This window comes from Parabacteroides sp. KHUB-02 (assembly GCF_056640955.1).
The window spans coordinates 3,607,295-3,621,891 of sequence record NZ_JBWQEV010000001.1; the positions used below are offsets into that span (position 1 = coordinate 3,607,295).

Genomic DNA, 14,597 nt, shown 5'->3' on the forward strand with positions numbered 1-14,597 from the left:
ACGACAGAGATAAAAACCGTTCAAAAAAGTCGGACTCTCCAGCCGGAATATCCTCGCCTTTTTGTATTATCTTTATCGCCAACAAATAATACGCAGATGAAGAAAAACATTGTTTTCCTGTTAATTCTAATACCTATTATATGGATCTCTTGCGACGGAATGGGCCATCAAACCATAGACTTCCGAAAAATAGAGAACCTTATGCCCCAACATCCGGATAGCGCCTTAATGCTCCTTGAACAAATAGAGAACAAAGAAAACCTATCCCGAAAAGATAAGGCACATTATTATTTGCTGTTAACAGAAGCACAAGACAAGACTTTTGTTAAGTATGAAACCGACTCGCTGATCACGATCGCAACGGATTATTATGAGGAAACAGACGATCTGGAACGAAAAGCGAAAGCTTGGTTCTATAAGGGACGGATCAATCAAAACCTAAATCATCCATTGAAAGCGCAAGAGTGTTTCTTAAATGCCTTACAGAATGAGGAGCAGATTGAAGACCACGCATTACTGGGGAGGATTAATAACGGTATAGGAATGCTTTATACCCAACAAGATGTATATGAACGAGCCTTGCTTTATCAGCAAAAGGCGGTCATGCATTTCAAGGCAATATCGGATTCTATCGGTCAAGTCTATGCACTTCGAGATCTGGGACGCATTTATGAGATAATCCACCAAAAAGACAGCGCTATCGCCTGTTATTCTAAAACTCTCGATTTGATGGTGAGCAGGAAGGTGCTCTCTGTTTATTCCGAATTATCGAGTCTATATGTACAAACAAAGACATACCCGGAAGCGGAACGTCTACTCCGTGAGATCATGGCAAACAAGCAGGCATTGGGAAATGATATTTATCCGTTCTATTTGACACTAGGCGAATATTATTATCAATGCGGTCAATTAGATTCAGCAAAGATCTATTTAGAACAATGCTTGGAAAAAGCGGTGCGATTGGACACGAGAGCGGGGGCTGTTTATCATCTATCCCAAATAGCCCTATCGACAAAACAATGGATCCTTTATGCGGAGTTGAGTCAACGATATGAAATGATGCGTGATACACTCGACCAGATAGAAGTCACGAATACGATTAGAGGCAGACAAGTTCTTTATGATGAACAGGATAAACAAAAAGCCCTAGCGGAAGAACGAGTAAAAACGGCCAATGCAAACCTACGGATGGTTGTAACCAGTCTTATTTGCCTTTTGATAGTTCTACCAACCACTTATCTTTTGTTTAAATATAAGAAAAGACAAAAAGACCTATTGAAAATTCAAGAAAAAGATCGGGAAAAGATTTTCTCTTGCGATAAGACCGTCTTAAAATATAAAGAGCAGATAGAGCATAATAAACAAATCATAGAGGTATTAAACAGATCTTTACAAGAGAAAGATCAGGAACAGCAAGAGCTCAAGAAGAAGCTGCGACAGGACTTCGAACAAAAGAACCAAGCATTGTATGCCCAAAAAGAACATCAGATTGAATTATTACAGAACCTAAAAAATTCATCTGTTTATAAAAACTTTCATGAAAACGAGGAATGGAAACCGTCTACCGAGGATTGGGAAGAGCTGTTTCAGCTTATAAACGCTATTTATCCGTCTTTTGCACAAAAACTTCAAGAAGCTTACCCTAAAATACCGATACAAATGGAACGGTTATGCTATTTAGTGAGAATCCATGTGAAACCCTCACGTCTTTCTATGTTATTAAACCATAGTAATATATCAGTCTTACGGAAAAGACTTTATCTGAAGATGAGCGGCAAAACAGGAAAAGCCTCCGATTTCGATCTATATATCAATGACCTATAGTCAGTGTTAGAAAATGAACAAAAACGAAAATGCCAATTGTTCATCCATGTTCATTGTTATTAGAGAATAAAGCTTTTCTTTTGCAAAAAGAAAAACAAAATATTATGAAAACAAAATTATTAACCTTATTGATGCTATTTGGCCTCTTTTCGCCACTGTCTGTTTATGGAGATAATGTACCAACTAAAGGCAAATGGCATGACGATTATTATCGCTCTGTCACTCCTGCTCCTCCAACAGTATCCATCGACGGAAATCTATTGAGCATACATTTTATCGATGCTCTAGATGATTTGACTGTTCAAGTTGTAAATGAACAAGGAGCTATCCTATATAACGAAGTAGTCTCCGGCGAAGCAGGTGAATGTGTATCCATCTCTTTAGATCAGGCTGGCACAGGATGCTTTTATGTAGTGTTAGAACATCGCCTAGGGCAGCTTATGGGAGAATTCATCATACAAAATAATTAGGTATTATTCTTTATCATATGCAAGCTTCAGGATTAAACAGTATCATATAGTTGATCTATCACTATTAACCAAAAAAGATCGTTAAACGTGATAATCACTGTACAGTGCCCCCAATGATACGTTTTTCCTGGATGCTTGCATTGAATTATGTTATTAGGAACTCTAAGTATAACCTTACAGAAATACTAAGTTTGTCATTAATCAAGAACTAATACATAATCTATAGAAGGAAATATCTTGAGTGTCCATTTCATAGATGCATTAGATGATCTAGCTATCCATATTATGGATAATACAGGTAATATAATGTATGAGAATGTACTCTCCGGAGGAACAGGCGATATTATCAACATTCCATTGGACGGAATAGAAACAAACACAGACCTAGTAGTCTTGACCCATAAGTTAGGATGGCTAGTAGGAAAATTCGAGATTAAATAAAGCATATGGCAATCCCTAAAATCATACATCAAGTCTGGGAGGGGCGCACAGAACCATGTATGCCCACCCGCTTACAAATCTTGGCAAGAACTTGGCGAGAGCAGAATCCAGATTGGGAATATCACCTTTGGAACGGAGAGGAAATGGATGAGTTGGTAGAAAAACATTTTCCGGAGTATCTTTCCTTGTATAGAAGTTTTCCATACAATGTACAACGTTGGGACACGATTCGCTATATGATATTATATGTATATGGGGGAGTCTATACGGATTTGGATACGGAATGTTTTAAGCCTATCGAGCCATTATTAGAAGATGTGGCGATAGGGTTCGGAGAGGAGCCTCCACAGCATAATTTCAACTCAAGTATGCCCACCCTAATAGGAAACGCATTTATGGTTTCTGAGCCAAGATGCGGAGGATGGATAGACATTTTAAAAGAAATTACTGATGCAATGTTACGGGACTATCCAGCACAAAAGGTGATGCATACAACAGGCCCATTGATGATATCACGGATATTTAATACCTTGAAGAAAAGATACAAGGTTACTCTTTTCCCTTATTCAAAAGTAACGCCTGTGACGAAAGATGACATGGGTTCATATATCTATCAGGGAGAGACCGCCTCATTCCATGAAAAAATAAAGGAAGCATATTGTTCTCATTATTTTTTTGGTAGCTGGGATACGAATTTTTCATTTTACAATTAATGAACGATATGAAAGAGTTATTCATTCAATACAAAGGCATACTAAAAGACCTACTCCGTTACGGGGTACTGAAAACAGAGGCTCTAGAGCATCCCGGATTGTATAACGGTAAGCTAGGCATGACTATTCTATTTTATGAATACAGTCGTTATAGTGGAGATGCTTTATATGAACAATTCGCGGACGAGATATTAGAATCTATAATGGAGCTTCCGGATAATTTATCTCTTGATTTGTCAGATGGATTATGTGGCATTGGATGGGGAATCACCTATCTATTAAGAGAACGTTTTATTACCGGTGAGATCAAAGATGTATTATCGGATATAGATATAAAGATACAAGAAACAGAAATTTTGAATGACGATACACTAAAGGATTATCATACATATTTAATGTTTAGAAAAGAGTACATAGGAGAAGATGCACAAAGAGATTTGCCATATAGTCCTTATAGAGAGAGCTATATACAGAAAAAAATTTGGGAAACTTGTTTTTCTCAAAATCAATTAGAAATGAATCAATAATTTAATTACGATGAACTCTAAGCAACAGGACTATACCGAATACGCTGTCGATTTATCACAATTGACAAAAGAACGCCCTTTAGGGGTAACGGGTATATTGCGCTGCCAAAACAGCGCGGATTTCCTAGATGCTTGCATAGAGTCCTGTATTGAAGGATTAGATGAGCTGATTGCGGTATATCACAATTGTACAGATGAGACAGCTAATATACTTAAAAGAAAACAGAGCAAATACCCCGATAAAATCAAAATCTTTGAATACCACCCCTATATCTATCCTATAGATTTAGCGGATGAACAATTTCAAGAGATCATGAATCTGCCAAAGGATTCGATTCATCTCCTTTCCGGATACACGAATTACGCGATTTCAAAAGTAACCTATCGCTATGCGATCAAGATAGATTCAGATCAGCTATTTTTTTCCGAATCATTCAAAAAATATTGTGATGCCTACCGCACCGAGCAAAAAGTCCGGATCAACCCTTTGGAACAACTAGCTTATAAGCTATATATATCTTACCTGCATAATTCTAAAAAGGGCAAAAGTCCAAAAAGAAAATGGCAAGACTGGTTAGCGATAAAGATGGCTCCTTTCTATTTCTCCTATTTGAAAAAAAGAATCAAACAAGATAAAATATTGGTATCCCTCTCTGGTATCAATGTGTTACAAAAAAACGGAGAATGGCTTACTTTTTTAGGAGACGAAAAGATAGACACAACCTACCGGGACATTCTATGCCCATTCAACGGAGTGCGAGATCTTTTCTTTTTCGAGGTCTCTGAAGAAATGACCTACCAAGCTTGTTATTTGCCAAAAGCTCCCGGCTACAATCAAGTTCTGGAAGTAATGTTTCACAATAAAAAGCTATTTGATGGTGGGCTGATATGGTTTCATTTACGTCCATGTCTTCAAAAGCACACTGAAACTTATCAATATTGGTATGAAAAAGCGAAGGATCGGTTCATTTCTCTAGAGAAATTCAAGAAATGTAATTATTCAAAGCTGAAAAGAAGAAAAAATTTATTCATATGTTCACGCTTTGAACCCATGTTTTCTTATTTCTATTCTGCGCAACGTCATTCAATTCCTTGGCGCACATTGGTAAATTGGAGGCAAGAGAAGTTTCAGGGAAAGGTGAGTCCACTCGATTTGGAAAAATACAAAATTGAATTTGATACAATCATACAAGAATATATAAGAAAAGCTATTCAAGAATATGAGGCTAGGGATACCCTAAGACTCATGCTTGGCAACCATTCCATAAAAAACGCATTGTTCGTATATATATTGTCTTTCATTTCGAAAGAACAAATGGATTATACACGTTCTCGTATCGCTGGAAAATCCATCGAGGAGTCTATTCGCAATATCTCTAATTTCTTGAATCATTTTGAGTGGATAGAAAAGAAAAGGAATACCACAAATAACTTTAATATAGACAGCCATCCTTGGACAAGGCTTTTATCTCCATATAAAAGATGTTGTTTGGTTTACCTAACAGACGAGGAAGAACTGGCTCATGTATCGACTTTTTTACAAGGAAAAGAGATTCCTATTCTATTATTATCCGAATATGAGATTCCGGATGACACAGAACTATCAGAGACAGTTACAGCTGTACAAGTTGAATTTTCCGAACAAAAGGTATTTGAGAATGATAGTATCGAACAAAATTTCCCTAGACTCTTCTCATACGCAAATACGTTTGAGACGATTTTACGAATCTTAAGCCCAAGTAAGGTTGTTTGTTTGGCATCAAGCAAAACTTATCAAAAAGAATTATTACTAGGCTTTGCAAAGGATTCAAATATAAAAATTGAGTTTTGGTAAGATGAAAACAGAAAAAACAAATAATATGGATATACTGAAAGTGAAAGACAATATGATCATTTATTCCTATAGGAATGGTCTAAAAACTTCTTTACATAGTGATTTGGTTGCACTTGTGTACAATAAACCCAACATTTGGCTGATATTTAAAGATGAAGAGGTTTTAGTTCATGTAAGTATGCTCCAAATAGAATCCGTGTTGCAAAATAATTTTACAAGAATAAATCGGCAAGTTATTGTCAATATGAACCATGTATCTGAATTTATATTCAAAGATGGTTCGTATTGGATTCATTTGAAAAGAGGTTTGGAGTATAAAATTAGCGAACGTAGAAAAAAAGCAGTCCGAGAGGCTTTCCTTTTGTATGCTAATCCGAATAAGGTTTAATAAAGTGCACGTTCAGTAGCGAAAAATACGCATTTAGTAATAATGGCTTAAGTTAGTTTGACGGTATAAAAAAAAGTGGCTAACATTGGTATGTGAATTTTAAATAGTAAATATTATGAAAAAAGTTGGTAAAATCAAGTTGAATCAATTCGGTCAAGAAGAATTGGATCGACGTAAGCTAAATGCCTTAAAAGGCGGGTGTGGATGCACCAGTGGTGGTTGTGGTTGTGGAGGAAGTTCTGACTGGAGTTACTACAACAATTTTGGAGGTAGTAATACATCTTATCACTATTAATCGTTTTTTTATTCTAAAGCCAGAATTCTTTTCTGTCATGAATATGAATTTTGGTTATAAAAAATGCAACCAATAGATATTATATTGGTTGCATTTTACAATAACTAATTAGGTCTAATATGATACAATCATTTTTTTATACATCAGAGAATAAAAATCTATACATATACGATGATCAGAGCAGATTGTCTATGTTGGCACATCCGGAATTAAAGAAAACATCTGAAAAATTGACGGATGTTAATTCGTATTATGTAAAAAAATATGCCTATTTGAAAGCGCATGGATTCTTTACAAAGTCAAAACCAACCGAATTTGCGGTATTGGAAGAATCAATAGTTGAAGACAATATAAAGAATATCAAGCAAGTCGTATTTGAAGTGACTGATTCTTGTAACCTAAGTTGTACGTATTGTGCGTTTGGGGAATTGTATGATGGATATGATGAAAGAATCAGTAAGAAAATAGATACTCATAAGGCCATTCATTTATTGAAATTTATTTTTAACCATAAGCCTAAAAAGAAAAATGATAAATTGTCCATTAGTTTTTATGGCGGCGAGCCACTCTTGAATATGACGTTTATCGAACAAATTGTAGAACTTTCTAAAGAATTGAATCTTACCAAGCAATTTGATCTTGAATATACTATGACAACTAACACTAGGTTGCTTCATAAGTATATGGATTTTTTAGTTGCCAATAATTTCCGTTTGTTAATCAGTTTGGATGGTAATGAGAAATGCCATAGCTATCGAACATTTAAAAAAGACAACGAAAATTCCTTTCAAAAAGTAATTGAAAATTTGGATCGACTTCAAAAAGACTATCCAGACTATTTTCTAAAAAATATATCGTTTAATGCTGTTCTACATGACAGAAATACAATAAAGGAAATTTATGAATTTATTTATACACGATATAATAAAATACCAAGAGTATCAGAATTAAACACAAGGCATATTAGGCCGTGTAATAAAGATAGATTTAACAGTATGTATCACAGTGTGGCAGACAGCGATTCCGAATTCCGTAAGGTGAATTCTGAGTTGGCTCGTTTAACACACAAAAATTCGCTGTCATACATAGAGTTAACAAATTATCTGAAATATATTTCGATAAATTATTACATATCCAATATAAGAGAATTATTGTATAGTATTGAAAAGCAGTTGCCTACAAGTACTTGTACGCCATTCTCAAAAAAGGTTTTATTGACCAATCGAAACAAGCTGTTGCCTTGTGAAAGAATAGACTATCGGTATTCGATGGGAAAAGTGGATGAAGATATAGAATTCAATATACCAGAAATTACGCAGCAATACAATTTTTATTATAAACATATCCAAAAGTTTTGCCAAACCTGTTATGCTTATAAGTATTGTGGTTCTTGTCTGTTTCATATTGAAAATATAGATAAAGCAAATGAAGAGGGGTTTGTTTGTCAATACCATCAAAATCAGAAGGATTTTGAGAATAGTTTGAGAAATATTTTCACTTTCCTTGAAAAGTATCCGCAAGATTATGCTGAAATAGTAAAAAATGTAGTAATAGAATAAAGATTATGAAGAACGTATCCGATTATTGGTTTACTATTGAACCTTATGTGTTTGTTGATATAAAAAGTAAACATATTTTATTATATAATACACTTGATGGAGTTACAATCGAGTCAACGAATGAGAAAATTGTAGAGCTATTGCAAGAAACTCTTCAAGAAAAAAATTGCGGTGTCGCTTTATTGACTCACGAACGATATCGGCAGGAAGAGATTTGTTGTTTTGTTGATGAACTTCGTGAAAAATTCATGGGAGATGTAATAAATGTTTCTTTATCGGATGGCAAACCGGTTCAGATATTGCCCTTTTACAATTATTCAAAGGAACAGGAACTATACAAAAAAAATAATTTTTCTTCGTATAAAAATATACTGGAAAAACTATTTGAAATATCTTTACATATAGATGCGACAACTAATATAACAAAGTTAATTCATTTCTTGATAACGCTTCCGAAAAATCTGACATTTAATATTGTTGGTAATATGGAGGAGGTTCCCAATTATGGTGAATTATTTTCTTATCTGGATCACTGTTCTTCACCGAAAAATCTTTTGTGTTCCTACAAAAATATAATTGCTCTTCAACCGATTTTTGCGCATAATTTTTCATACCAGATTTCTGTTAGTTTTCCGATAGATGTGGAACGGTGGAATCACGCAATGAAAGTCTTGCTTAGTCAAGCTTTGCCGGTGGAATTTGTGTTTGAGGTATCATCCGAAGAGGATGTTCAGCAGTCGGAGCGACTCATTGAACAATATCAGATAGATAAATACAGATTAAAGCCCAATTATACCGGAAATAATATTCGCTTTTTTGAAAACGAAGTTTTTCTTTCGAAAGAGGATATTTTATCCTCTCCTATGACCATGAAAGATTTTTTCGCTCGCCAGGCCATGAATTTGTATGACTTTGGAAAAATCACCATTCTGCCTAATGGGGATGTGTATGCCAATCTTAACCACCCTTCGTTGGGAAATATCCATGTCAACAATATCCAAGAAATCTTACACAAAGAAGTTGAAGAGGGCAAATCGTGGTTTCGTGTTCGTAATCAAGCCCCCTGCACGGATTGTGTTTATCAATGGATTTGCCCGTCTCCATCCAATTATGAGATAGCTATTGGACGTTCCAATCTTTGTCATGTAAAAGAATAACAGAGTAAACAAAATAATATGCAAATGAAAACATTCATTTTTATAGGAATAACCACCCTGTTTGCAATGACAGGGTGCAGAGGCGGTCATTCTTCGACCGATGAGTTTATAACCGTGGATGTAGATGAAGGTTATTCAACTAAAAAAGAACTGGTCCTGCAAGACTTCATGGATGTGGAATACATTCCTCTGGAAACAAACGATGAGTTTATTAATCAGGGATATGTACAAGCGGTTGGTGAAAAATACATAATAGTGGCAAATTATAATAATGATGGGAATATATTCGTATATGACCGGAGCGGAAAGGCCATCCGTAAGATAAACCGTAAAGGACAAGGAGGGGAAGAATATATAAATTTTAGATGTGTTACGTTGGACGAAGAAAACAATGAAATATTTATAAATGATCACTATAAGAAAAGAATAAAGGTTTATGATTTAGAGGGAAATTTTAAACGCAGTTTGAAGCAGAAAACAGAAGGTGACTCTCAGTTCTATTGGGAAATATTCAATTATGACAAAGAAAATCTGATTTGTTACGATGAAATCAATGCTGAGATACCCTTCCTGCTCGTATCGAAGCAGGACGGGAGCATAACCAAGGAAATAAGACCTTCCTTTAAAGAGAAGAAGTACTTTTTTCAAGTCTTACGGATGGAAAATAGTACAAGAGCTGCCGGACCGGGATCTTACAGCAGAATCACTCCGTTTAATGGTAATTGGATGCTATTAGAACCCTCATCAGATACGATCTACACATTGATGCCCGATTGCAGTTTACGTCCGTTTATCGCACGAACGCCACCTATCCATACCATGGATCCGGAAGTGTTCTTGATTCCGAGGTTGATATCCAATCGCTATTATTTCATGGAAGGTATAAAAAACGTATATGATTTCAGGAAAGAAGAAGGATTCCCTAAAACCTACTTTGTGTATGATACCCAAGAAAAGGAGTTTTCTAGGTATATTATATACAATGGAGATTATACTTCTAAAAATGAATTCTATATGGTTATGCTGACCCCTATCAATGCCCAAGGTGAATCATGGGCTACCCTGAACGCTTTCGATCTTTGCCGGGACTATCAAAAGGGAAAGTTGAAAGGCAAACTAAAAGAAGTGGCCGCGACATTGGAAGAGGATGACAATCGGGTGGTAATGTTGGTGAAATCTAAAAAGTAAAAAAATATCGCAATGTCGGAAAACAATACTATTCAAATAAAAAAGGATCTGCAACAAATTACCGATATGCTCTTGCTTAACGGTACATTAACCGAATGTCCTGGGTTGGTACATGGTAAGATGGGAATCGCTATTTTCTTTTTTCATTATGCACAATATACAAATAATATGTTGTTTGCTGATTATGCTATGGACTTGATTGATCAAATATTGAATCAATTACATGTCAACAGTCCAGCAAATTATAAAAAAGGGATAGCTGGTATCGGTGTCGGATTCGATTATATGATCCGAAATAATTTTCTGGACATTGAAGATGATATTTGTGAGGATTTTGATGGAAGAATGTATCGGGCTGTGAAATATGATCCCTGGCAGGATTTCAGCCAATACAACGGATTAACTGGCTATGGGCGGTATTGGATGACACGTCTGAATTTCCCTACGCCCGCAATGCAGGCACGTGAATGTCTAACATCTATTGTTAAATTGATCGAAGAACATTTACCGGATATATCTGCAGAAGAGCAAATTGATGTGTATTGCTTTTTATATGATTTGCAAGAAATATCCGGTTCTGATCGTTACACTGGGCTTTTGGAACAATGTCGGAGGATATGGGGAGTACAATCACCGGATTTAATCCAAGCTATTCCACGATTAAAGGAGTCGGTCGTTGGTAATATTGCGCGCGTTTATCTACATCATCGTTATTTGCACGAACCGATACACGACAACGTTGATATTACTTTGAAACAAATTCCGGATTTGGAAATGGGAAAAGCTCCCGTTGCTACAGGACTTCTTAATGGATATGCAGGTGAGGGCATGATACGGTTGGCCGCATTGGATCGAGCAAATATATCATGGGTGAATCTATTGTAACTCGCATTGAATATGAATTTATATATTTTCAATCAAACCCGGCGTGGAGCGGTATTTGGCGTAGGCACTTATATCCATGAATTGGTTACCGCCTTGAAAGGCCGTGATATAAATATTTGTGTCGTAAATCTAATATCCGAAAAGCCTCAAATACAAACAGAATGGATAGATGGAATTCAATATTGGCACTTCCCTTTAGCCATATCGGATCAACGAACGACAAACGACCAAGAACAATGGGATTTGTATTATCGGAATGTCGTTTATTTGCTTCGACTACATATCAAAGACAAAGATAACTTGATATTTCATCTGAATTTTTTTGAAAGCGGGAAATTGGCAGAAGAACTGAAAAATGCGTTTGATTGCCAACTTGTAGCAGTCTCTCACTTTTTCGATTGGGGCTTTACCATTTATGACAATCCCGAACGGTTATCCCGTATTTTGAAACAAAAGCATCCGGATGCGTTGGAGAAAAGGCTGCAAACGATGTTTGAGGTGGAAAGAACCTATTATTCGACAGTAGACCACATCATTTGCATGACACGCTATATGAAAGATATTTTGTGTAAGAATTATGGCATTGATATCGCTAAAATATCTGTAATTCCAAATGGCTTACAGGATATGTCCGATAGGTTAGACTGCATAGCTCTTCGTAAGAAATGGAATTTATCGGCAGAAGAAAAAATAATACTTTTTGCCGGTCGCTTTGATGAAATCAAGGGAATACTTTTTTTGATCAAAGCCTTTCGAAACGTCTTAAAAATTTATTCGAATTGCCGTCTCATAATGGCTGGTAGCGGTAATTATGATATATGCTTCCAAGAGGCTAAAGATATTTGCACGAAAATAACATTTACCGGATTATTGAATAAAAAAGACCTGAATGAAATCTATCAAATAGCAGACATTGGGATTGTACCATCCTTATTCGAACCATTCGGCTATGTGGCTATTGAAATGATGATGCACGAATTGCCTGTGGTAGCCACAACTACATCGGGATTAAATGAGGTGGTTAATAATGCTTGTGGGTTAAAAATACCTCTTACCATACTATCTGAAAGTGTGGAAATAGACGTTATGTTATTGTCGGAAAAGATTATATACTTGTTGCAACACCCAATCGAAGCCAAACTAATGGGACAAAACGGACGGAAAAGGTATCTTGACAATTATGCTTCGGAAATATTCCGTATCAATATGGTAAAAACATATAATTCTTTATTTCAATAATGAACCTATATATTTTTCACACATCGAGCGAAGCAGCGGTATATGGGATTGGCACCTATATTCGCGAACTAACCACCGCACTTCGTCATAGCAAGATTAAGGTATGCGTGGTAAATTTAAGGGCGCACGTACCTCAAATGCAAATGGAGGAGACAAGCGATGGCATAAAGCGATGGTATTTTCCGGAGCCTATAGAACAAATGGCGACTGATCTCCTAAATGATTTGTATTATAAAAATATTGTATACCTGCTACAATTATACATTGAGGATAAAAGCAATCTGATATTTCATTTGAATGCCAACCATAGCAGTAAATTTGCAAAAGAATTAAAAAAGGCGTTTGATTGCAAGATTGTATTGACTATACATTATTTCGATTGGTGTTTCAAACTGTTAGGCAATTTGACTCATTTTAGGCAATTATGTAAAACGCAGGAAACGGTTCAGAACCGTGAGGATATAGAATATTTGAAAGAGGAGTTCCAAAAAGAAAAGGAAACTTTTGACGTAGTGGATCATATTATTTGTCTTTCGAAAAAGACAATGTCTGTATTGCAAGATGATTACAAAATAAAGCCGGATAAAATCACAGTCGTATATAATGGGCTTACCGATAGTAAAATCAGTGTTGAAAAATCAGCGTTAAGGAAAAAATATGGTATATCCGATGCTCCAATTTTTCTATTTGCCGGAAGATTAGACTATATAAAAGGATTAAAATATGCTTTAAGGGCATTCAAAATAGTATTAAAGACGCATCCGGAATGTCGTTTTATCATTGCCGGAAATGGAGAGTTCGATGTCCACTTGATCGAATGTGATGATATTTATATGAATGTCATCTGGACAGGGTTGATAAACAAAGAGAAACTTTACGAACTATATACAATAGCTGATATGGGGATTATGCCATCGTTTCACGAACAATGTAGTTACGTTGCCATAGAAATGATGATGCATGGATTACCAATCATAGGTAGTACTTCTACCGGTTTATATGAAATGATAGAGAATAATATTACCGGCTTACACATTCCTGTGATGGAATATGCAGATAAAACAGAAATTGATAGTTCACTATTGGCTGAAAAGATGTTATACCTACTCCAACATCCGATTGAAACCAAGCAAATGGGGCAAAACGGGCGTAGAAAGTATCTCAACAACTATTTTATAGATATATTTCGCAAGAATATGTTGAAAATGTATGAGTCATGTTGGAATCGTGATGAAGGTAAGATTAAAGTTTTGATCGTAACCGGCCAGAGCAATCATAATTGGGAAGTCAGCCACCTTGCGATTAAGCAGATTCTTGAGAACTCCGGACTTTTTACGGTCAATGTCGCCATATCGCCTAAAACAGGAAAGATCATGTCGAATTTCGACCCTGATTTTTCTTCCTATCAGTTGGTGATACTTGATTATAACGGTGACAGATGGCCAGAAAAAATGGAAAAATCTTTTTTAGAGTTTGTGAAAAATGGAGGTGGCGTGGTGGTTTACCATGCCGCAAACAATGCTTTCAAAGATTGGGAAGAATATAATCGGATCATCGGCTTTGGGGGCTGGGGTGGACGTGAAGAGACGGCTGGTCCCTATATCTATCGGCAAGACGGTTACTTGAAGTATGATGATAAATCTTCCGGATGTGCCGGTTCACATGGTTGCCGACATGAGTTTGTACTTCATTGTGGCAATCCGGAGCATCCAGTGACAAAAGGCCTTCCTGCTGCATGGTTGCATGCACAAGATGAATTGTATGACCGGATGCGTGGGACGGGTATTATCAAAGATGTCTTGTTTTGGGGATATTCCGATCCTACAACGAAAGGATCCGGACGAGATGAATTAGTAATGTTTACGGTCGATTACGGAAAAACACGTATCTTCCATACGACTTTGGGGCACGCCGGAAATTCGCTTGACGATAATATAGCCATGCAATGTGCCGGCTTTCAGGTTACATTGCTTCGCGGTGCCGAGTGGGCTGCTACCGGACAAGTGACACAACCAGTTCCGGATAATTTTCCAACCGAGACAACCATATCTTTACGTAAGAACTATAAGTAAAATAT

At 36.3% G+C, this 14,597-nt stretch carries 14 protein-coding genes; all 14 read left to right on the plus strand.

The genetic code is table 11. The features are described from left to right. Positions 1 to 96: 96 nt before the first annotated feature. Complete coding sequence (locus ACYIA1_RS15610) at positions 97 to 1,824, plus strand: tetratricopeptide repeat protein (protein ID WP_211738608.1); 1,728 nt, start codon at positions 97 to 99, stop codon at positions 1,822 to 1,824. 104 nt (positions 1,825 to 1,928) lie between these two features. Further along, a complete protein-coding gene (locus ACYIA1_RS15615; protein ID WP_008773255.1) occupies positions 1,929 to 2,294 on the plus strand; it encodes a DUF3244 domain-containing protein in 366 nt (121 codons plus the stop codon). Positions 2,295 to 2,516: 222 nt separating this feature from the next. Continuing rightward, entirely contained in the window at positions 2,517 to 2,735 is a 219-nt protein-coding gene (locus tag ACYIA1_RS15620; RefSeq protein WP_080707584.1) for a DUF3244 domain-containing protein, read from the plus strand. 5 nt (positions 2,736 to 2,740) lie between these two features. Beyond that, the gene (locus ACYIA1_RS15625; protein WP_095231433.1) at positions 2,741 to 3,448 is read left to right on the plus strand and encodes a glycosyltransferase family 32 protein; all 708 of its coding nucleotides are present in this window, start codon (positions 2,741 to 2,743) and stop codon (positions 3,446 to 3,448) included. Positions 3,449 to 3,456: 8 nt separating this feature from the next. Next, complete coding sequence (locus tag ACYIA1_RS15630; protein WP_229040560.1) at positions 3,457 to 3,975, plus strand: glycoside hydrolase family protein; 519 nt, start codon at positions 3,457 to 3,459, stop codon at positions 3,973 to 3,975. Positions 3,976 to 3,985: 10 nt separating this feature from the next. Next, positions 3,986 to 5,809, plus strand: coding sequence for a hypothetical protein (locus ACYIA1_RS15635; RefSeq protein WP_121962632.1), 1,824 nt, complete (start codon positions 3,986 to 3,988; stop codon positions 5,807 to 5,809). A gap of 1 nt (position 5,810) precedes the next feature. Then, complete coding sequence (locus ACYIA1_RS15640) at positions 5,811 to 6,197, plus strand: LytTR family DNA-binding domain-containing protein (protein WP_008773250.1); 387 nt, start codon at positions 5,811 to 5,813, stop codon at positions 6,195 to 6,197. A 115-nt stretch (positions 6,198 to 6,312) separates the two neighbouring features. Beyond that, positions 6,313 to 6,492: a TIGR04149 family rSAM-modified RiPP gene (locus tag ACYIA1_RS15645; RefSeq protein ID WP_080707583.1), complete on the plus strand. Its 180-nt coding sequence runs from the start codon at positions 6,313 to 6,315 to the stop codon at positions 6,490 to 6,492. A gap of 119 nt (positions 6,493 to 6,611) precedes the next feature. Continuing rightward, positions 6,612 to 8,051 carry a radical SAM peptide maturase gene (locus ACYIA1_RS15650; RefSeq protein ID WP_480335809.1) on the plus strand — a complete coding sequence of 480 codons (1,440 nt, stop codon included), beginning with the start codon at positions 6,612 to 6,614 and terminating at the stop codon, positions 8,049 to 8,051. A gap of 5 nt (positions 8,052 to 8,056) precedes the next feature. Further along, entirely contained in the window at positions 8,057 to 9,208 is a 1,152-nt protein-coding gene (locus ACYIA1_RS15655; protein WP_008773248.1) for a TIGR04150 pseudo-rSAM protein, read from the plus strand. A 24-nt stretch (positions 9,209 to 9,232) separates the two neighbouring features. After that, a complete protein-coding gene (locus ACYIA1_RS15660) occupies positions 9,233 to 10,396 on the plus strand; it encodes a 6-bladed beta-propeller (protein WP_211738612.1) in 1,164 nt (387 codons plus the stop codon). Between the two features lie 12 nt (positions 10,397 to 10,408). Further along, positions 10,409 to 11,281 carry a lanthionine synthetase LanC family protein gene (locus tag ACYIA1_RS15665; RefSeq protein ID WP_050758721.1) on the plus strand — a complete coding sequence of 291 codons (873 nt, stop codon included), beginning with the start codon at positions 10,409 to 10,411 and terminating at the stop codon, positions 11,279 to 11,281. A gap of 12 nt (positions 11,282 to 11,293) precedes the next feature. Continuing rightward, on the plus strand, positions 11,294 to 12,520 hold the full coding sequence (locus ACYIA1_RS15670; protein ID WP_008773245.1) for a TIGR04157 family glycosyltransferase: 1,227 nt from the start codon (positions 11,294 to 11,296) through the stop codon (positions 12,518 to 12,520). Further along, on the plus strand, positions 12,520 to 14,592 hold the full coding sequence (locus tag ACYIA1_RS15675) for a TIGR04157 family glycosyltransferase (RefSeq protein ID WP_081033169.1): 2,073 nt from the start codon (positions 12,520 to 12,522) through the stop codon (positions 14,590 to 14,592). Before ACYIA1_RS15670 ends, ACYIA1_RS15675 begins: the two co-directional genes overlap by 1 nt. Positions 14,593 to 14,597: the final 5 nt, after the last annotated feature.